The sequence below is a fragment of the Vibrio aphrogenes genome (assembly GCF_002157735.2).
In the GTDB taxonomy this organism is placed as follows: Bacteria; Pseudomonadota; Gammaproteobacteria; order Enterobacterales; family Vibrionaceae; genus Vibrio; species Vibrio aphrogenes.
In genome coordinates, this window is the sequence record NZ_AP018690.1 from 1 (window position 1) to 19,010 (window position 19,010).

Sequence of the window (19,010 nt, forward strand, 5' to 3'; positions counted from 1 at the left end):
CAGTTCGTCCAATCAACTTGAATTAAATGCAATTGTACAGCAAAAAACCATTAAAACAATGATTAGCTGCACATTTCATATTATTATAACAAAACGCCTCTTTTGTTCATTTTTGCCATTTTTGCATAAAAATGTGACTTTAATTGCATTATTTCTTAAAGATAAAAGCCCGGTTAAGTTTAAACTTTAAAAGTGTTACGGTGTCACTTATTTACAATGTAAATAATCAATTTATCCGGAACGATTATTTAAATGGAATAAATTACGGCCAATGTATTATCAATTAATATAAATAACCATTTGATTCACTGATTCACTGATTCACTGATTCACTGATTCACTGATTCACTGATTCACTGATTCACTAGAAATTATCAAGTCTCAGCGTGTCAGCACAACTAATTAAACAAAAAACCGATTAAATCCTAATATTAAGAGGGGAGGGGAGCGTTATATTTTGTTCCTTTAGTTGGAATATCAATATGAAATTGATAGTAAAAGTACCAAAGAAAAACAGAAAAGGGTTAATTATCATTAAATATAAGCAACCGTAACCTGCTTTTTAATAGCGCTTAATGGCGGATAGCCTTGATCATGTTTCCTTAAAAAGCCTCTTGCTAACAAGAAAAATGCCATAACAACAAAAAATCGAAAAACACAAAAAAACGGCAAGAAATCATCAAAACCAGAAGCATGATCATGTAAATTGATGTCAATTAGACTTTTCATCTTATGATCTTTTCTGGATCAATGATCAAGTAATGAAATCTCCCGGAAGCATGGAAAGCCTTGTATAGATTACAATGCTTGTCAGTCCAAATGACAAATCAAAGAGTAAATCAATGAATTAGATTATATCTTACCCATGATCATGCTTCTATAATCCAGAAAAATGAAAATAAAGCCTCATACTTGATCATCTTTCCAGTGACTATTTTCTTAAGATTGCTCTCAAAAAGTGAATATCACAACAATAACTGTGGATAACTTGTCTATAGCTAGTGATCATCGTTTCAAAAGCAAGATGATCATGCTTCAAAAAAATAATGATCATGCTTCTGAATGAAATTGATCATGCTTTCATAGCATCTATGATCATGGTTCTAGGGATTCGATGATCATGCTTTCCATGTTATAAAAAAAATACAAATAAACATCAGTAACTTACGAGGATTTTATTAAACAGATCAATAGATCATATAAACATTTAAGATCAAATAAACATAAAGATCAGTTTTATAAAAAAGACTTTTTTTTACTTTCTTTTTTGATCATTTTTCTTTATTCTCTAGGAACTATATTAAAATTACATCCAATGACAAATGGAATTGATATGCCTAGCCAAGAAAAGATCTTGATCAAACTTCCGAGAAACCATAAAGATGGTCATTTATTTGAAATCTCGGAACATATCATCGATTGGATCGAACAATATCAACATTTCAAAGGTGTCACCAAAAGCATTGTTGAATTATTAAACCTCATTTCCCTACGCGGTTTATCGAGTAAAGATGGTTTAGTCTCCACAACCGAATTAATTGAAGCGACAGATGGCCAATTAACCCGTGCAGCCATTCAACAACGACTACGTGCAGCGGTATCGATTGGTTTATTTAGCCAAACGCCGGTAAAATTTGAAGAAGGGTTAGCCGGTAAAACCATGCTTCATTCATTCGTGAACCCAAATCAACTGATCTCAATTTTAGGTTCTACGAGCTTAAAATCAGAATCTTCTAGGCAAACTGAAAAACAAAAACGTTCAAAAGCATTAGCGCAAACTCAAGTTAATCGACAATTATTGCATGAGCATGGTTTATATACTCCACCAGCAATGCGTGACGAAGCCGATCAATTCGTAGTATCACCAACGAATTGGGCTGGGATCATTGATCAAGCACTTGCGCCGCCAAGAACGAGAAAAAATTACCAAAAATCAATGGTATCGATCTCGGGAACTCGTGCGATCATTGAAACACGATCATCGAAGAATATCATGACGGTCGATGATCTTATGACTTTATTTGCCCTGTTTACCTTAACGGTGCAATATCATGACTATCATCAAGATGATTATCATGTTAATGCGCGTCAAATGCCGAATAAAACGCCGTTATACATCACGGATATTTTGTCGTTACGGGGTAAAAAAGACAGTGGACCTGCTCGTGATTCTATTCGTGACAGTATTGATCGTATTGAATTTACCGATTTCCAGTTACATGAATTAACTGGCCGTTGGCTGAGTGAAAACATGCCAGAAGGATTTAAAAGTGATCGCTTCCGTTTCATTGCCCGTACCATTACGGCCTCAGATGAAGCGCCAACAGAAAGTGCAACTGGTGAAATTAGGATCAAACCAAACCTGTATATTCTTGTATGGGAACCTTCATTTTTCGAAGAACTATTGACCAAAGATTATTTCTTTCTCTTTCCTCCAGAAATCTTGAAACAACATACACTGGTGTTCCAGTTATATACCTTCTTCCGTAGCCGTCTGGTGCGTCGTTTAACCGAATCCATGCTGCTAAGTGAGATCAATCAAAAACTCGCGCGTAACATTGAATGGCGTCGTTTTTCGATGGATCTTATTCGAGAATTACGCAAATTATCCGAAGGTAAAGCCACTGAGGATCTTTTTATTGTGAATCTTTGGGGTTATCACTTAACGATCACATCGATCATGGATAAAGGAAAAGTTCAGGATTATCAAATCAATATCCGTTGTGATGCTGAAGAGGTTCTGCGTTTTTCAAGAGCGCGTACCACCAATGCAGGTAAACGTAATATGGCGCCTACATTGCCAAACCCTTTACGTCATGAGTTGGTTTCAAAGCAAAAACTGCAAGAGCTTGCTGAAGTGATCGATGGCGAATTTGAGCCTATTCAACGTAAAGAACCGTCACCTCGTGGTCGCTTAGGGCGTCGTGTGAAGCTTAAAAAGCACTTAGTTGAAATTAATGCTGATGAGCTGACCATTACTTTATCCAAATATACCTCACCAGAGGCACTAGAACGCAGTATAACGGCTCTCTCAGCTATGACAGGCCATCCCTTTGCTTCGATTAAAGAAGAGTGTGATGAGCTGATGAGCAAGCTCGATTGGCTGCGTGTGGGTGAGAATGTATTACCTTATGAGACATTGAGTAAAACGATAGAGTTATTTAATCAAGAAGCGAAATCTAAACATCTTTCAATGGAGAAGTTAATTGGTGGTTTAGCGGTCCGACGGAAAGTCTGTAAACAAGTGTTTGAAGGGCATTTAGACGAAACCGTGATGCGCGCTTTGGATGAAATGGCAAATGTATCATAAGGAACCTAAATTAATATAACCTATTGAAGTTTATAGATTTTATTCTTAATTAAGATCTTTTTTCTTCCTGATTTTTCTATTATCGAAAGCATGATCAAGGTGGCTGGTCATGCTTTCGAAACGATGATCAAGGCCTTGATCATCGTTCTAGATTATTCTGGGATCTTCTCTCATATTCAATGCTCCTAGTGTTGTCATAAAGGCAATATGCAATTCAATGGCTTGTTTACTCTCATTATTCCAATCTCGTTGTTTTTGGCAGAACTCAATCATTGCCACGGTCAATTGATCTAAATTGGCAGCGCTCCAATATCTCAAATTTAATTAACTATGTGGATCAACGGCAATACGCTGCAAACGGGCATAGGCCATTTGAATGTATTGATAAGCCAATTGATGGTGTCCTAAATCTTCAAAATAATGTGACAGCTTTAGGCAGCCCTCTAACCAGCTTGCCACCGCTTGATATTGATGGTTTTCCCACAAGGAGCTTGGCGGGTGATGAATTAAGTTGACCAACTCTGAGACATTGTAAATATCGGTATTTTGTTGTTTTAGGCGAAATAACCAAGTATTGAGTTCCATTCGGGTGCCTCCTGTCTACATCATTGCCTTTGTTCAGTGTAGACGGCTCTGAGTACCCAGTTGCAGGTTTTCCCAGTAAACTTTGTCCATAGATGGGTTATCTTAAGCTCAACGCTTTACTAGACAAATAAAAAGCAAATTTAACTCAGCCGTAAGAGTAAAGCGTTAAGAGCAACACAATGAAAAGCCTGAGAGAAATAAAGAAGAGTGCTTGAACCGACATTTTTCACTCAAGGTGGAGGCCATTTTCATCACAATGCGAAAATTTTATCGCTTGGGTATTGCCTGAAAAAAAAATTTACCTAAAATGCGCCAATCTGCTATTTATTATTAGATAAAGGTCTTAAAACGAGCGAGAAAGCGAGAGTGAGTCTCATTTTCTTCTTGTCAAGACTTTGATGTAAAACCCAGTTGCCTAGAAACAAAAGTGGTAAATAATAGGGAATACCGAACTTGTTTCTGAATGCTGAGTTAGAGGTCTATTTATCAGGGTATTTGGTTTCATGACGGGAAGTCACGAAGCGGAAAATCGCCACCTTATGAGAAGGGTAAAAGGGGATTTATCTGCAAGCTATTTAACCTCAATAGATAACTAGACGCTAATCACACTCTGTATTTTATTTACTTAACAAGTGGATGTGCTTCTGCTTAATATCCATTTTGTTTCCACCATGATTTTCTGGAGGTATTTATGTCGATTAATTCTATTGATCATGATGACATGACAGGAATTGCAACCAATTGGGAGCATAATGAAGACTCAGCGACGCAAGCGACGCCTAAACAAATGAAAAGTGCGGAAGCCCGTCGTCGAATTGAAATGCTAAGGGAAATTAGAGAAAGTGGATTGACTCTCGAAGAAGCAAGAGAATTAGGTTTACTTCACTAATCTCATTCGAGTTCATTTTCCATACTTGATAAATACAGGACGCCTTATCGCTCCTGTATTTTTGTTTATTACATTCGGGCTTGGTACTCTTGAGTGGAAATTAACCATAAATGATCAGCCGTCGTTAATTTACACTGTAAACCCATTAATATCTTTTTATCATTTGGCTGCTGCTATGGTATATTTCTTCGGTTGATGACTCTGAGCATAGGCGAGATTATGTCTGTAAATCTATCTTTATTGCCCCCTGCAGAGAAAAATAAAATCGAATTAGATAAGCAAGCTTCTTATGCGGTTTGGCAAATAAAGCAAGCCAAAGCTGGGCCTGATTTATTGCTCTCAGAAGCACAAAAAATTCGAGATGAAGATGAGCGAATGTTCTTTGAGCAGGCAGTACAAAAATACAAACGGATGATGGGTGTAGCCTAAATCTGTCTTCATAAGAGATAGGATATTGTTTGTCTTGAAAGCAATATCGATACGCAAACTCTTATGAGCAATATAACGCGTTAAATAGAACCAGAGAGAACACTCCCATGGGAAGAAGTTTTGAAGTGCGCAAGGCCTCTATGGCAAAAACGGCAGGCGCAAAAATTAAAGTTTATTCTAAGTACGGTAAAGAGCTTTACGTTGCTGCAAAAAATGGTGGCGTCGATCCTGATATGAACTTATCGCTTAAGCACCTTATTGCTAAAGCCAAAAAAGATAATGTACCGGCTCACGTCATTAAGAATGCTTTAGATAAAGCGAGTGGTGGTGGCGGTGAAGACTTCCAACCAGCTCGTTATGAAGGTTTTGCTCCTGGTGGCGCAAGTGTCATCGTTGATTGTTTAACTGATAACGGTAACCGTACTTTCCAAGACGTTCGCCAGTGTTTTGTGAAAACGGGTGCTAAAATTGGTAGCCCAGGTACTGTGGCTCACATGTTTGATCACCAAGCGGTTTTCCAATTTAAAGGTGAAGACGAAGAATCAGTATTAGAAGCATTGATGATGCAAGATGTTGATGTGACGGATATTGAACTCGAAGATGGTGTGATTACTGTATTTGCTCCTCATACGGAATTTTTCAAAGCTAAAACTGCACTGAACGAAGAATACCCAGATTTAACCATCGATGTCGAAGAAATCACCTTTGTTCCTCAAACACATACTGAGATCTCTGGTGAAGATTTGGAGAAATTCCAAAAATTCCTCGATATGTTAGATGATTGTGATGATGTTCAGCAGGTTTATCATAACGCTGAATTACCAGAATAATTCATTTTATTGATATACAAACCGCCAAGTCTAATCGCTTGGCGGTTTTTTTTGTTTTCTTTGTGATGCCCAGAGAATCAGTACGATAAGGTTATTACTCTTAAATAACCTCTACTGCGGATAAGAGTGATTTCTAGTTATCCGCAGCTGAGGTTAACTGTATTACCTTCTAAACGTTATTCGAAAAATTGCCCACAAGGTGTGCCATCGGGGTCGAGTTGAAGTTGTTGGTCAGGGCAGTGTTGATAAAAAAAGGCGGCTTCAGCTTGAGTGGTCATTTCATGACATAACTGACGGCTATCACAAGCAAAGTTAGAGAGAGTACGTGTGGTGGTATTACCGCTTGTTGTGTCATCAAGATGGAAAAAGCTCGCAATGCTAGGAATATTATCACGCTCTGGCTGTGGAGGGGCTTGGTAAAAAAGTTGCCAAATAGCCAGCCCTAATATGATAACAAAAGCCATTTTTTTCATGATAAACCTATTGGCAGCCAAGTGAACGAATATTGCTACCATGGCTGAGCTTAGATAAAAATCCAACTGCGATTATGAACAGAAAGGTCACTTTGCGATAGGTTTCTATCTCTGGGTTTTTAATCTCTGTTTTGATTCATTGAAATGCCCATTGTGATCACTGATTAAGCTGTGGTTCTGGTTAAGTTGTGGCTATGGTTAAGTTGTTTAACCACTTTCTTTGTAAGTAACGGTTAAAGCACAGAGCCAATTTTACGATTTCTTCTGACATCATCAATAAATAAACCCAAGCAAAACTGAGTTCAGCAATAAATGCGCCATAAGCGGTAAGAGGCAGGCCAACCATCCACATCGCGATAAAGTCCATGCGTAAGCAGAAATGGTTTTCTCCACCAGCACGTAAAATTCCATTGATGATCAGCATGTTGAGCATACGTATGATGATAGCAAAGCTCATGACAATGAAAGCGGGGTCGGCAATGCCTGCAAAGTTTGGGCTGTTTAAATCTAAAAAACGAATCACATTATCGCGTTGTAGCAATAATAGTGCGCAAGTAAAGATTCCCATGCCAATGATGCACTTGATAAAGAATTTCGACATGGCTCTTGCTTGGCGATATTCATCTCGTCCTAATGCTTGTCCGAGTAACACAGAACAAGCGACTGAAATTCCCATAAAAATGGCGTAGCAGAGCCCTTCAAATGGGCCAATCATGCTATAGACGGCTAATTCGGTTGTACCCATGTGGCCGTAAATCATTTGATACGTCAGTGTACCGAATGCCCATAACACCGCATTGTAGGCATTAGGGACGGCTAAACGTTGATAAGATTGCCATAAACGAGGATTATTTTTTTGATAGTCGCTGATGATTAACCAGTGTTTTTGATAACGTAAGACGCCATAAATTAAGGTCACTTGCACCACACGGGCGATGGTTGTGGAAAGTGCCGCTCCAGCAACCCCTAGTGCCGGTACTCCTAAACCGCCATGGATCAGCCAAAAATTTAAACCAATATTAATGGCAATCGTGATGGCGGCAAGTATCAATGGCAGCACGGCATTACCACTAGAGCGTAAGCTAGCTTCTGCGGTGATCACCCAATGAGTGAGCATCAAGAGTGGTAAGCTGTATAATAAGTAATCCGCTCCTTGTTGGATCACGAGCAGATCGTCTGTTTGTAAGCGCATGATTTGAGAGCCAAAACCCACCATCAAGACCGTCACAGGGATCATGATCATGGATCCGAATTTTAGCGATTGCATGGTAATGGTTTTCGCGGTTTCTTTATCATCGCGTCCCCAGTATTGTGAGACCAAGGTGCCGGTTGCGGTGGCGAGCGCAGCCATGATCATAATTGCCACAAAATGCCAACGAGAGGCAATACCCACGGCGGCGGTAGCGGTTTGTCCAAAATCACTGACCATCAAAACATCCGCTAAGGCGAGTATGGCGACTAAAGCGCTTTGTAGTGCCACTGGAAAAGCGAGCTTGATCACACGAGAGAATAATCGACTCGGCAATTGACAGTGTTCGTGATTGGTTTGCGTATCTGACTGTGATTGAATGGACATAATGGCTTCCTCGCTAAATCCGTAGGCAATATAAAAGAGCTCGGGATAAACCAACATGTTTAAAACCCCTAAAAACCTGTGCAAATCCGTCAAGACAGAGGCATTGTTTAATCGGCAATGGCAAGATGAGGTCTATTTGGCTTCGGCTTGTAAAGAGCGCTTTATGGTGTTGTCAGAAATCCCTGAACTAAAACATGAAGAGATTGCCATGGCTGGGCTAGGAGATTTTAGAGAAGCTTATTCTGTGGAGCGACGTGAGCCTGAAATTCATACTATTTTATTTACTTTGGAAGGAGGAGGCTGTCTTTATACTCGCCATGGGGTGCATGCGATTCAGCCTAATAGTGTGACGGTTTTACCTCAGGGCCTACCATTTCGTTTTGAGCTGGGTGAGCATGCTTATTGGAAAATGGCTTGGGTTTTATTACCCCCTAGTGGCAAGTGGCAGACCATTGCACTCAGTGAACAAAGAGTGGAGAGCAGTCATTTGGCTGAATCGGTTTGGTCATTATTGAATTTAACTCAAAACGAAATTCATGGCCGGGCGACGTTTCGTCAATTATTGTTAAGTGAGTTGAGCCGGATTTTGATGGGCTCGACTGAAGATAACCCAAGCAGTGCGGCGATGAGAGTGCACCGTGTGTTTACCCAAGTCGAAGCGCAGTTACATTTACCTTGGAGCGTAAAGGAAATCGCTCAACGTAGCTTTTTAAGTGAAGAGCAACTAAATCGTCTTTCAAAACAACTTTATCAATGCTCTCCAAGCCAAAAGTTAATCCAATTGAGAATGGAAAAGGCTTGTGACCTGCTTCATCATCGAGATTGGAGCATTACCATGATCGCCCATCGTTTAGGGTATCCCGACCCGTATAACTTTACGCACCGCTTTCGTCGAGTCTATGGCATCTCCCCGCGAGAATATCGCAAAAGTTGTTGCTATTCCCAAGAGTAGAGACGCATCTCAGTTGTATAAAAAAGGCGCAAGATTTTGTTACCTAACTCACTTTCGCAATAAATAGTTAGTGCATAACGTTATGCTTTCATTAATCTAACATTAGTAACAAAATAATAATTTCACTCAAATCTGGTCGTATTGAGTCATTATCGTAGTGATATTGGCATCCTTTCATATTCATTTGGCCTTCTATTGCTGCGGTTTTCTAATAATTAAATGACGAGAAATAGAAGGAGCTATTTATGAATGCCCTCATATTAATGGTGGTAGGACTGGCGGCCATGTTCACCGGATATCGGTTTTACTCCCTTTACATAGCCAAACACATTTTAAAGCTATCCGATGATTTCAAAACCCCAGCCCATGAATTTCAAGATGGGGTGGATTATGTTCCGACCAATAAATACGTTCTTTGGGGGCATCACTTTACTTCTGTTGCTGGCGCAGCCCCCATTGTTGGACCTGCGATCGCGGTAATTTGGGGCTGGCTACCGGCCTTTATTTGGGTGGTATTGGGAACGGTTTTCCTCGCGGGGGTACATGATATGGCCGCCATTTGGGCGAGTGTGCGTAACCGTGGTCAATCTATGGGGGCGGTTGCCGGAGCCGTGGTTGGACATCGGGCGAAATCGGTACTCATGATCGTTGTATTCTTGCTACTGATGATGGTTAATACCGCCTTTGGTGTGGTGATTGCGGGGCTTATGATCTCTAATCCTACCGCGGTGATCCCGGTTTGGGGAGCGTTAGTGGTGGCAGCGGTCATTGGGCAATGTATCTATCGTTATAAAATGTCACTGGTGTGGGTGTCGATTGTTGGCGTGTTGGCGTTATATAGTTTGATCTATGTGGGCACTTTAATGCCGATCGTGATCCCTGATGGTGCCTTCTTTGGATTACCTGCCAAAACGACGTGGATCCTAATCCTTTACGCTTATGCCTTTATCGCTTCAATGTTGCCAGTCTGGGTACTGTTACAGCCTCGTGATTATATTAACGGATTGCAGTTATTCATTGGCTTAGCCATTTTGTACGCATCGGTCTTGATGCTGCAACCTGAAATGGTCGCCCCAATGCTCAATGATGACGTGCCTGCCGATACTCCATCCATCATTCCATTGTTGTTTGTGACCATTGCTTGTGGGGCGATTTCGGGCTTCCATGGCTTGGTTTCTTCCGGGACGACTTCAAAACAAATTGATAAAGAAAAAGACGTGCGCTTTGTGGGTTATTTTGGTGCGTTAGGCGAAGGGATGTTGGCATTAGCGACCATTATTGCCGTGTGTGCGGGCTTTTCTTCACTCGATGCATGGAAAGAAATCTATCAAAGTTATGGACAAGGTGGTGCTGGTGCCTTTGTGCAAGGTGGAGCGACAATTGTCAATTTAGGTGTGGGCATTTCGCCAACGATTTCTCAAACCATTTTAGCGGTGATGGTGGCATTATTTGCCGGAACCACGATGGATACTGGCGTACGCTTGTTGCGTTATATCTTCCAAGAATGGGGTGAGATGTACAATATTCAGCCGATGAAAAAAGGCTTGTTTGCCACCAGTTTTGCGGTTTTAGCCTGTTTGTTATTAACCTTTGGACAAGGCTCTGACGGTTCTGGTGGTTTATTGATTTGGCCATTATTTGGAACCACAAACCAATTAATGGCTGGCCTTACTTTATTGATTATTTCAGTGATGCTATTGAAAAAAGGCCGCGCAGTGTATTACACCTTGATTCCGATGGTGTTCTTATTATTCATGACGCTTATTGCCTTAATCGTTAACTTGAAAGCTTTTTATCTGAAAGGCGATTATTTACTACTTGGGCTCGATATCATTATTTTAGTCGCGACCATTTTAGTTTGCCTGGAATGCTTTAAAGCACTCAAAGAGAACTGGGGTAATAAAGCAGTGAAAGAAGAGTCGTAATATGGATTGGAAAGAGCGATTTGATGCTTTTTCAAAGGGGCTTGATGAGTTTTATCATGCCCCTTACCGACGAAGCTTAACTCGAGCCTATAAGGATGAAGAAGATTTTTTCATGCTGCTGATTTTTGCCGAAAGCTTAGGCTTAGATAATCCAGTCAGCTTTTATACTTTGGAATTACAGCCTTTCTTTTTGGAAGCTTTCCATGAGTGGCATATCCGTATGGGAATGGAAAAATCACCGATCGATCATTTTGGATGCTGTTGATGAGGCTCTATGAAGGTACTCGCTTAATAATAAAGGAAGGTGTTGATGTTAGACACGTTATCCACTAAAAAAGTCATTTTTGTTGGCGGTAAAGGCGGGGTTGGGAAAACGACGACCGCTGCCAGTTTAGCGCACAAACTTGCACTTGATGGTAAAAAAGTCTTAGTGATTTCGACCGACCCGGCTCACAGCTTAGGGGATGCTTTAGGGCGAAAACTCAATGGTGAAATTCATCGGGTCGCGCCCAATTTATCGGCGTTAGAACTGGATATTGAAGCTATAAGTGAGCGACATTTTGATCGTATTGCTCATCAAGTAGCGCAATACACAAAGCCGGATATGCGGCCTAAAATGCAGCAACAATTAGAGCTTGCTAAAGATGCCCCAGGAGGCCAAGAAGCCGCTTTACTGGAAACCATGTGTGATTACCTGATGCGCTTTGAAGAGCTAGGTTATGATCATTTGATATTTGATACTGCACCAACCGGGCACACCTTACGCTTGTTGGTATTACCTGAAATGATGTCGGCGTGGACCGATGGATTGATTGCTCAACAAAAGAAACAGCATAAGCACAAAGAAGCGGCGCAAAGTTTCTGGCAACGAGCGGATAACCAAACTGCAAATCCGTTTAATCAAGAGAAGCAAGCCCCGTGGCAACAAGCTTTAAGACAGTTAGAAAAAAGAAAACACCTCTTTAAACATGCTCGTGATCGGATCCATGATGAACATTTTACTGCGATTGTGTTAGTGATGATCCCTGAAAAATTACCTTTATATGAAACGGTTCGTACTTTAGAGCAGTTTGAAAAAGTGAATCTCAATTGTGCGGGGGTGGTAGTGAATCAAGTGATTGATGAGCAGTTATGTGAACACCCATTTTGGTTACAGCGTTATCAATTACAACAAGAAGTGTTGGTGGAAATAGAGCGCAATATTCATGTACCGAAATACCGCATTTATCTACAATCAGAGCATATTGTAGGGGAAGAAAAACTGCAGAAGTTTTTGGCTCTATCTTAATATTGATATCTGGTATTCTTAATAAAATAAAAGCGCCTTATTCGGCGCTTTTATTTTATTATCTAGAAACTAGAAACTAGAAACTAGAAACTAGAAACTAGAAACTAGAAACTAGAAACTAGAAACTAGTAATGATATGGGAACTTAGAGAAATCTTTTGGGCGTTTTTCTAAGAATGAATCACGACCTTCTTGTGCTTCATCTGTACCATAAGCTAAGCGTGTGGCTTCACCAGCAAAGATTTGTTGGCCAACCATGCCATCATCGGTGAGATTCAAACCAAACTTCATCATGCGTAACGCAGTTGGTGATTTTTGACAGATGATTTTACCCCATTCGAGCGCTTCTTTTTCAAGCTCGGCGTGTGGGACGACTTTGTTAACCATACCCATTTCAAATGCATCTTGTGCGCTGTAATCTAAGCCTAAGAAGAAAATTTCACGGGCTTTTTTCTGGCCTACCATTTTGGCAAGATAAGCAGAGCCGTAGCCTGAGTCAAAGCTTGCGACATCTAAATCGGTTTGTTTGAAGACCGCGTGCTCTTTGGACGCTAAGGTTAAATCACAGACAACATGTAAGGAGTGGCCGCCACCCGCTGCCCAACCTGGGACAACGGCAATTACTGCTTTTGGCATAAAGCGAATTAAGCGTTGGACTTCGAGAATATGCAAACGGCCAAGCTTTGCTGGATCAATTTGGTCTTGTGGCATGCCTTCATATTTATAGCCATCTTTACCACGAATACGTTGATCGCCACCAGAGCAGAAAGCCCAACCGCCGTCACGAGCGCTTGGTCCATTACCTGTGATCAGAACGCAACCGACATCGCTCCACATACGAGCATGCTCAAGTGCGCAATATAATTCATCGACGGTTTTTGGTCGAAAGGCATTGCGGCATTCTGGGCGGTTAAAAGCAATGCGTACCACTCCGGCGTCGACGGCACGATGGTAAGTGATATCTTCGAAGTGAAAGCCTTCAACCTCTTGCCAGTCTTCTGGGTGGAATATATCCGATACCTGATTATTCATGATTACAGACCTTTATCTAACGTATGAATACGGAATTGTATTAATCTTGTTTAATCTCAGTTGAGAGTGTTTGTTTTTTTAATGCGAACAGCGTAATAAACATAGCAACAATCGCCATGATCGCCATCAGTAAATAAATCGCGGTAAAGCCAGAGGCGAGTGCATCATGGCTGTATTCCGCGAGACTGTTGGCTTTTTTAACGCCATTTTGCGTAAGCGTATATTGGAACATGGTTGAACACGCTGCCACACCGACAGCCCCACCTAACTCACGGCCAAAATTAAATAATGACATGCCAATACCACGATCTTTGGCTGGCAGGACATTTTGCACTACCACGCCTAAAGAGGGCAAAGTAAATCCGATACCAAAACCTGCTAAACCTAAGGCAATGGCGGGATAGAAGTGTTGCTGGATCATGGCAAAACTCAAGGCGGCAAAGGCAAAACCAAAGATGGCATAACGTTTAGTTTCACCGGATTTATTCACCAACTTGCCGCCAATGTACGCTCCTGCGGTGATACTAAACATAAAGATCACCATGATTTCACCACTGGCTGAGGCTGATAAACCCCGTTGCCACTGCATTTGCATCGGTAAATACACCAAAATGGCAAACATCAGCAATTGCGAACAAAGAATGAGTAAGATGCAGATGAGGTAATTTGGCAGTTTGGCTAATCTTGCCGGTAACATAGGATCAGAGACGCGACGTTCCACAATGATGAGCATGACAATAGATGCAATAAATGCCCCTCCCGTCCACAGCATTGGTAATTCTGCTTCGGGAGAGAGTAACAATAATAAGCTGGTGGAGCACAACATCAGCATCAGCGCGCCAAACCAATCAAATTTAGAATCGCGCTTTTTGTTCAAATGAGACAGGTTGCGACGAATCAAGAATACAGCGATTAAGCCTAAGGGAATATTAATCCAAAAAACCCAGCGCCAAGAGAGGTGTTCGGCAAAGTAACCCCCCAATAATGGCCCAGCAATACTTGAGACAGCATAAACCATGGAGATAAAACCTTGGTATTTACCGACTTCTCGGGCGGGAATACAGTCCGCAATCACGGTAAAGGCGAGGGCAATGAGGCCGCCGCCGCCGATCCCTTGGATAATGCGTGAGACAATCAAGGTTTGTAAATCTTGCGCAAAGCCGCAAGCGGTAGAGCCTATGATGAATAAGGTGATCCCAATGTAGAGCATTTTGACTCGACCTAAGATATCACTGAGTTTGCCATAGACAGGTAACACCGCAGTGGCCGCAAGCAAGTAAGCCGTTACCACCCAAGTGAGCGCATTTCCAGCTTGTAAAGCATCCCCAATAATCGGTAATGGGGTCGTGACGATACTTTTCTCTAAAGAGCCAAGCGCAATAACCAGCGCGACACTCATGAAGATTTTTTGTGGAGAAACGGTTTTTTGCTCAGTCACAATGTGTCCTTGAAAGTCAAAATAAACATATTAACCAATAAAAGATAAGTAACCTTGGATGATAATCAAGTTAACAATATCAATGAAGAAAGCCCCAACAATCGGCACCACCATAAATGCTTGTGGGGATGGGCCGTAATGGGTAACCAGTGCACCCATATTCATGACGGCCGTTGGCGTAGCTCCTAAACCAAAACCACAGTGACCACCGGTAATCACCGCGGCATCATAGTTAGAACCCATGACTCTAAAGGTAATGTTATAGGCAAATAACCCTAGAATGATTGTTTGAGCACAAAGAATGATCAGTAATGGAATGGCGAGTGAGAAAATTTCCCACAGTTGTAGGCTCATTAATGCCATGGCTAAAAATAGCGACAGTGATACCGTCCCTAAGATATCCACGGTGTCGGTATTGAGCTTGTATTTACCTGAGACTTCAAAAATATTGGTAATGATCACCCCTAAAAATAACGCATAGACGAAATCAGGAATTTTTAACCAACCGATATTGAGTGCGGCCACCCATTTCTCAATGTAGATAGCACCCACTACGCACACCAACATGACAAATAAGGTTTCTACGACTCGATAAGCGCAGACGCGGTCTTCTTCACGATCATTATAGGTCACTACATCAGGGAAGCTGTCATGGTGTTTATCCCCAGCGCCATACTCCGACTCTAAGTTATGTTTTTGGATGCGACGTTGTGCCACTGGGCCACCAATAATCCCGCCGACAATCAAACCAAATGTCGCGGCAGCCATCGCAAACTCGAGCGTATTTAAGCCATAGTTATTTTGAAAGGTACTTGCCCAAGCCGCGCCAGTTCCATGCCCACCAGATAGCGTGATCGAGCCGGCAACTAACCCAAGTAAAGGATTTAAACCTAATAGTTCAGCTAACGTCACCCCCACCGCATTTTGGATAATGATGTAAATAGAGGCGACCGCGAGAAAGATGAATACCTTCTTGCCGCCCTTTAATAGCTGAGTGTAGCTGGCTGATAAGCCCACGGTCGTGAAGAACAACAACATGAGGGTATGCTCAAGCGGTAAATCAAACTCTAAAGTGATGTGATTAAAGTGCAGGATGGTACTGATCACCGCTACGATTAAGCCACCAACGATCGGCTCAGGGATTTGATATTTCGATAAAAAAGGCACTTTGGTGTTGATAAAGTGGCCGAGTAATAAAACAAAAATTGCGAGTAAAAAAGACTCGACAGAATTCACAGGATAAACTGTATTCATATACTGCCTTATAAAAGTAAAAATAAGAAAAAAATGCAGACCGTGTCAAAGGATAGGAACAATGAAAACCGCAGATTAGTGCGTATATTGTTCAAATGCTTTGTAAACATAGGATGTAAGAAAGTGGTGACGATTAATTCACATTATCTGTGATGTCATTAGAGTTTTACTTTGATCTTATGTTTATCACACGGACATAATTTGATGTTGACTGAATTATTGACACGAAGTTTTCAATATTATGACGTCTTTGAAAGTTTAGTACTTAGTATTTTGTATAATTTCTTGCTTTCATTTTTCGTTAAATTATTGGAGATAGTATGCCTGTTTTGTTTTGCCAGTCATGTTGCCGCGATACCCAACATAAAGCGGTGTTACGTAAGCGTATCGAAGATGATGCGTCATTAAAAAACAAATTCCAAAAATTTAATGAACTCGTTAATCAACTTTTCAGCGGCGTACATTACCACAAAATGGACCGCGTGTGTTTATGTCGTGACTGTAATCATCAAAATGCAGTGATGAAATCCGACGTTAAACACCATTTTTCAAGTTAAATCAAAGGATATAACTGGGCAAAAAGAGAGCTGATTTTTTCAGTTGTCCCCTTACCCTTGCGAGTAAACTCAAGTACAGTAAGTCATTCTTCATACTCCAACCATGGAAGTGTTTATGACTCGTTACTATGATCATGTGATCGCACTTTGGCAGTATTTAAAACTGGGCCAACCGTTACAAAAAACCGATGCCTTATTATTACTAGGCAGCTCTGACTTACGTGTTGGTGAGCGCGCAGCTGAGCTCTATCATCAAGGAATTGCGCCATTGTTGCTCATTTCTGGTGGCCAAGGGCGAATGACGGAAGGGCTTTTTGAGTTCTCTGAAGCCGAAACGTTTGCCAAAATTGCTTTAGACGCTGGGGTACCTCGCGAGGCGATTATCTTAGAAAGTCACTCCACCAATACCGGCGAAAATTTTCGTTTTACCCAACAGCTCCTCTCGGAAAAAAATATCTCACTAAGCAGTGTCACGTTAATTCAAAAGCCTTATATGGAACGCCGTGCCTTGGCAACTTGTCAGGCGTTGTGGCCTGATATTCAAGCGCAAGTGACTTCTCCACAATGCGATTTTCTTGATTATTGCAGCGCACTTCATCCTTCCTCTGAAGTCATTAATTTGATGGTAGGTGAAATCGAACGGCTGAAACATTATCCCTCACAAGGTTTTTTTGCTGAGCAAGTGCTGCCACAACATGTTGCAGACGCCAATCTTGCTTTACAAACCATAGGTTATGATGAATACGTAACCCTGTAATGTGAGGAGTGATGAATAACATGAAACTGACACTCTCAAGCCAATCTTGGCCAATTGCAGGGGCATTTACCATTTCGCGTGGGTCTAAAACTCATGCTGAAGTGGTGGTGGTGACATTAGAAGAAAATGGCTACCGTGGACGAGGGGAATGTGTACCTTACGCCCGTTATGGTGAATCGATAGCACAAGTGTTGCATGATTTGTCGGCGCTTCAAGAGGCGCTAGAGCAGGGCGTTTCAGCACAAGATATTCAACAACTTCTTCCCGCTGGAGCTGCTCGTAACGCTCTAGATTGTGCATGGTGGGATTTACAGTGTAAACAGCAACACACCTCCATTTGGCAGTTACTCGCGCTGGAGCCACAACCTTTAACGACCGCGTACACCTTATCATTAGATACCCCTGACAATATGGGCCAAGCGGCAAGTCGCCATGCACATCGTCCGTTATTAAAACTTAAATTAGCCGGAGAGGGCGATATTGCTCGTGTGGCGGCCGTTCGTCATCATGCTCCCGATGCCAAAATTATTGTCGATGCGAATGAAGGATGGGATATTGCCCGATACCAGCAGATGATCCCTAAATTGGTCGAGCTGAATGTGGCGATGATCGAGCAACCTTTCCCTGCTGATAAAGATCATTGGCTTGATGGGATTGAGCGGCCAATCCTGCTTTGTGCCGATGAGTCTTGTCATGGCGTCGAGAGTTTAACTAAGCTGGTGGGACGTTATGACATGATCAATATAAAATTGGATAAAACCGGGGGATTAACCGAAGCATTAGCTTTAAAACAAGCGGCACTGGCACAAGGTATGCAAATTATGGTTGGTTGTATGGTGGGCTCATCACTCGGCATGGCGCCAGCATTTGTGGTTGCGCAACAGGCCGATGTGGTCGATCTAGATGGGCCACTGCTTTTAGCTGAAGATCAAAATCCTGGTTTTGAATTTGAGGTTTCGACAATGAAAGTGATGTCCCCTAGGTTGTGGGGGTAGTTGTCAACAATTCCACCAGCACCTCTAAATAATGTTCGCAGGCATAATCGGCGGACACCGGTGGTAGTTCTGCGGTGACGCACAGTAAATCCCGTTCGCCGCACCAAGAGCCAAAAGAGCCGGGGGTATCGTAGCCGACCTCTTTCACCATAGGAAGGTTAATCTTCTGTGACAGCCAATGCGCTAAGGGTGAAAAGCTCGGATCATCAATACAAGCTAAAGGTTCATGAAAGGAAGTGACCCAAGCGGGATTTAAATTCTCAATTAATTGACAGAGCGCAGCCGTTTCAGGTTCTGAATTGCCCAGTTCTCCGGTGCCAATGTCAACATCACGTTCAGGCTCTTGAGTGCTCCAGCGATAGACGGTGCCGCCGGCTTGCCAATTGTTACTGGCAAAATTTCGATTGAGATCCACCTGATTAGCATTAGCTCGTGTGCCTAATTGATTACCGTCAGGATTGATGCTCAAAATCACATGATGACGTAATTGACTACTGTCGATAGAACGTAAAGCGCAAGATAAGCTCACTATTGAGGCGGTTTCATCCCCATGCGTACCGGCAATAATAAGGCCGCTTTCTTTGGTTTGGATTTGTGCTGGAAAATACAATAATGGCGCACCTAATACCGAACTTCCATAGCAAATTGGCTTAAGTTGAAATTGAGCACGTTGAGTGCGGGGACGAAGAATAACAGCCATACGATTTTCCTAATCAAGAAT

The 19,010-nt window shown here is 41.9% G+C and carries 19 protein-coding genes; 11 read left to right on the forward strand and 8 right to left on the reverse strand.

All coding sequences use genetic code 11. The annotated features are described in order from the left end of the window. Positions 1-534 precede the first annotated feature (534 nt). Positions 535-729 (reverse strand): hypothetical protein, encoded by a 195-nt coding sequence (locus tag VCA1004_RS11310; protein ID WP_086981256.1) that lies wholly within the window; start codon positions 727-729, stop codon positions 535-537. 604 nt (positions 730-1,333) lie between these two features. Here VCA1004_RS11310 and VCA1004_RS11315 point away from each other — a divergent pair. Continuing rightward, on the forward strand, positions 1,334-3,310 hold the full coding sequence (locus VCA1004_RS11315; RefSeq protein WP_086981257.1) for a replication initiator protein RctB domain-containing protein: 1,977 nt from the start codon (positions 1,334-1,336) through the stop codon (positions 3,308-3,310). A gap of 324 nt (positions 3,311-3,634) precedes the next feature. Here VCA1004_RS11315 and VCA1004_RS11320 read toward each other — a convergent pair whose 3' ends face one another. After that, positions 3,635-3,895 carry a hypothetical protein gene (locus VCA1004_RS11320; protein ID WP_086981258.1) on the reverse strand — a complete coding sequence of 87 codons (261 nt, stop codon included), beginning with the start codon at positions 3,893-3,895 and terminating at the stop codon, positions 3,635-3,637. Positions 3,896-4,586: 691 nt separating this feature from the next. Between VCA1004_RS11320 and VCA1004_RS11325 the strand changes: the two genes are divergently transcribed. The 3 genes from VCA1004_RS11325 (at position 4,587) to VCA1004_RS11335 (ending at position 6,043) form a co-directional block, all read left to right on the forward strand. Further along, positions 4,587-4,784 carry a PA3496 family putative envelope integrity protein gene (locus VCA1004_RS11325; protein ID WP_086981259.1) on the forward strand — a complete coding sequence of 66 codons (198 nt, stop codon included), beginning with the start codon at positions 4,587-4,589 and terminating at the stop codon, positions 4,782-4,784. A 219-nt stretch (positions 4,785-5,003) separates the two neighbouring features. Continuing rightward, positions 5,004-5,213 (forward strand): DUF3283 family protein, encoded by a 210-nt coding sequence (locus VCA1004_RS11330; protein WP_086981260.1) that lies wholly within the window; start codon positions 5,004-5,006, stop codon positions 5,211-5,213. Between the two features lie 107 nt (positions 5,214-5,320). Continuing rightward, positions 5,321-6,043, forward strand: a complete 723-nt coding sequence (locus tag VCA1004_RS11335; RefSeq protein ID WP_086981261.1) for a YebC/PmpR family DNA-binding transcriptional regulator — start codon at positions 5,321-5,323, stop codon at positions 6,041-6,043. A gap of 176 nt (positions 6,044-6,219) precedes the next feature. Here the strand turns inward: VCA1004_RS11335 and VCA1004_RS11340 are convergent, their stop codons facing one another. Together VCA1004_RS11340 and VCA1004_RS11345 are read right to left on the reverse strand one after the other, a co-directional pair. Beyond that, positions 6,220-6,516: a hypothetical protein gene (locus VCA1004_RS11340; RefSeq protein WP_086981262.1), complete on the reverse strand. Its 297-nt coding sequence runs from the start codon at positions 6,514-6,516 to the stop codon at positions 6,220-6,222. Positions 6,517-6,697: 181 nt separating this feature from the next. Beyond that, on the reverse strand, positions 6,698-8,092 hold the full coding sequence (locus tag VCA1004_RS11345; RefSeq protein WP_086981418.1) for an MATE family efflux transporter: 1,395 nt from the start codon (positions 8,090-8,092) through the stop codon (positions 6,698-6,700). A gap of 55 nt (positions 8,093-8,147) precedes the next feature. Between VCA1004_RS11345 and VCA1004_RS11350 the strand changes: the two genes are divergently transcribed. From VCA1004_RS11350 to VCA1004_RS11365, 4 genes are all read left to right on the forward strand, one after another. After that, on the forward strand, positions 8,148-9,044 hold the full coding sequence (locus VCA1004_RS11350; RefSeq protein ID WP_086981263.1) for a helix-turn-helix transcriptional regulator: 897 nt from the start codon (positions 8,148-8,150) through the stop codon (positions 9,042-9,044). A gap of 245 nt (positions 9,045-9,289) precedes the next feature. Further along, positions 9,290-10,969 carry a carbon starvation CstA family protein gene (locus VCA1004_RS11355; RefSeq protein WP_086981264.1) on the forward strand — a complete coding sequence of 560 codons (1,680 nt, stop codon included), beginning with the start codon at positions 9,290-9,292 and terminating at the stop codon, positions 10,967-10,969. Position 10,970: 1 nt separating this feature from the next. Next, positions 10,971-11,234 carry a cory-CC-star protein gene (locus tag VCA1004_RS11360; protein ID WP_086981265.1) on the forward strand — a complete coding sequence of 88 codons (264 nt, stop codon included), beginning with the start codon at positions 10,971-10,973 and terminating at the stop codon, positions 11,232-11,234. 45 nt (positions 11,235-11,279) lie between these two features. After that, positions 11,280-12,257 carry an ArsA family ATPase gene (locus VCA1004_RS11365; protein WP_086981266.1) on the forward strand — a complete coding sequence of 326 codons (978 nt, stop codon included), beginning with the start codon at positions 11,280-11,282 and terminating at the stop codon, positions 12,255-12,257. A gap of 125 nt (positions 12,258-12,382) precedes the next feature. Here VCA1004_RS11365 and VCA1004_RS11370 read toward each other — a convergent pair whose 3' ends face one another. The 3 genes from VCA1004_RS11370 to gltS form a co-directional block, all read right to left on the reverse strand. Continuing rightward, entirely contained in the window at positions 12,383-13,288 is a 906-nt protein-coding gene (locus VCA1004_RS11370; protein ID WP_086981267.1) for a 1,4-dihydroxy-2-naphthoyl-CoA synthase, read from the reverse strand. A gap of 40 nt (positions 13,289-13,328) precedes the next feature. Beyond that, the gene (locus VCA1004_RS11375; protein ID WP_086981419.1) at positions 13,329-14,687 is read right to left on the reverse strand and encodes an MDR family MFS transporter; all 1,359 of its coding nucleotides are present in this window, start codon (positions 14,685-14,687) and stop codon (positions 13,329-13,331) included. A 69-nt stretch (positions 14,688-14,756) separates the two neighbouring features. Continuing rightward, positions 14,757-15,980, reverse strand: a complete 1,224-nt coding sequence (gene gltS, locus VCA1004_RS11380) for a sodium/glutamate symporter (protein ID WP_086981268.1) — start codon at positions 15,978-15,980, stop codon at positions 14,757-14,759. A gap of 320 nt (positions 15,981-16,300) precedes the next feature. Here gltS and VCA1004_RS11385 point away from each other — a divergent pair, with 320 nt between their 5' ends. From VCA1004_RS11385 to dgcA, 3 genes are all read left to right on the forward strand, one after another. Beyond that, positions 16,301-16,537, forward strand: coding sequence for a hypothetical protein (locus VCA1004_RS11385; protein ID WP_086981269.1), 237 nt, complete (start codon positions 16,301-16,303; stop codon positions 16,535-16,537). 115 nt (positions 16,538-16,652) lie between these two features. Then, a complete protein-coding gene (locus VCA1004_RS11390; protein WP_086981270.1) occupies positions 16,653-17,294 on the forward strand; it encodes a YdcF family protein in 642 nt (213 codons plus the stop codon). 20 nt (positions 17,295-17,314) lie between these two features. Continuing rightward, a complete protein-coding gene (gene dgcA, locus VCA1004_RS11395) occupies positions 17,315-18,289 on the forward strand; it encodes an N-acetyl-D-Glu racemase DgcA (protein WP_086981271.1) in 975 nt (324 codons plus the stop codon). On the opposite strand, the gene mpaA is transcribed toward dgcA, so the two are convergent. Beyond that, positions 18,273-18,989 (reverse strand): murein tripeptide amidase MpaA, encoded by a 717-nt coding sequence (gene mpaA / locus VCA1004_RS11400; RefSeq protein ID WP_086981272.1) that lies wholly within the window; start codon positions 18,987-18,989, stop codon positions 18,273-18,275. The genes dgcA and mpaA overlap by 17 nt on opposite strands. Between the last annotated feature and the right edge of the window lie 21 nt (positions 18,990-19,010).

Coding starts and splice junctions, on each gene's coding strand:
- VCA1004_RS11335 (WP_086981261.1), top strand. CDS start 5,321: ATGGGAAGAAGTTTTGAAGTGCGCAAGGCCTCTATGGCAAAAACGGCA.
- VCA1004_RS11365 (WP_086981266.1), top strand. CDS start 11,280: ATGTTAGACACGTTATCCACTAAAAAAGTCATTTTTGTTGGCGGTAAA.
- VCA1004_RS11345 (WP_086981418.1), bottom strand. CDS start 8,092: ATGTCCATTCAATCACAGTCAGATACGCAAACCAATCACGAACACTGT.
- VCA1004_RS11340 (WP_086981262.1), bottom strand. CDS start 6,516: ATGAAAAAAATGGCTTTTGTTATCATATTAGGGCTGGCTATTTGGCAA.
- VCA1004_RS11370 (WP_086981267.1), bottom strand. CDS start 13,288: ATGAATAATCAGGTATCGGATATATTCCACCCAGAAGACTGGCAAGAG.
- gltS (WP_086981268.1), bottom strand. CDS start 15,980: ATGAATACAGTTTATCCTGTGAATTCTGTCGAGTCTTTTTTACTCGCA.
- VCA1004_RS11360 (WP_086981265.1), top strand. CDS start 10,971: ATGGATTGGAAAGAGCGATTTGATGCTTTTTCAAAGGGGCTTGATGAG.
- VCA1004_RS11315 (WP_086981257.1), top strand. CDS start 1,334: ATGCCTAGCCAAGAAAAGATCTTGATCAAACTTCCGAGAAACCATAAA.
- VCA1004_RS11325 (WP_086981259.1), top strand. CDS start 4,587: ATGTCGATTAATTCTATTGATCATGATGACATGACAGGAATTGCAACC.
- VCA1004_RS11350 (WP_086981263.1), top strand. CDS start 8,148: ATGTTTAAAACCCCTAAAAACCTGTGCAAATCCGTCAAGACAGAGGCA.
- dgcA (WP_086981271.1), top strand. CDS start 17,315: ATGAAACTGACACTCTCAAGCCAATCTTGGCCAATTGCAGGGGCATTT.
- VCA1004_RS11330 (WP_086981260.1), top strand. CDS start 5,004: ATGTCTGTAAATCTATCTTTATTGCCCCCTGCAGAGAAAAATAAAATC.
- VCA1004_RS11355 (WP_086981264.1), top strand. CDS start 9,290: ATGAATGCCCTCATATTAATGGTGGTAGGACTGGCGGCCATGTTCACC.
- VCA1004_RS11375 (WP_086981419.1), bottom strand. CDS start 14,687: ATGAGTGTCGCGCTGGTTATTGCGCTTGGCTCTTTAGAGAAAAGTATC.
- VCA1004_RS11390 (WP_086981270.1), top strand. CDS start 16,653: ATGACTCGTTACTATGATCATGTGATCGCACTTTGGCAGTATTTAAAA.
- VCA1004_RS11310 (WP_086981256.1), bottom strand. CDS start 729: ATGAAAAGTCTAATTGACATCAATTTACATGATCATGCTTCTGGTTTT.
- VCA1004_RS11385 (WP_086981269.1), top strand. CDS start 16,301: ATGCCTGTTTTGTTTTGCCAGTCATGTTGCCGCGATACCCAACATAAA.
- VCA1004_RS11320 (WP_086981258.1), bottom strand. CDS start 3,895: ATGGAACTCAATACTTGGTTATTTCGCCTAAAACAACAAAATACCGAT.
- mpaA (WP_086981272.1), bottom strand. CDS start 18,989: ATGGCTGTTATTCTTCGTCCCCGCACTCAACGTGCTCAATTTCAACTT.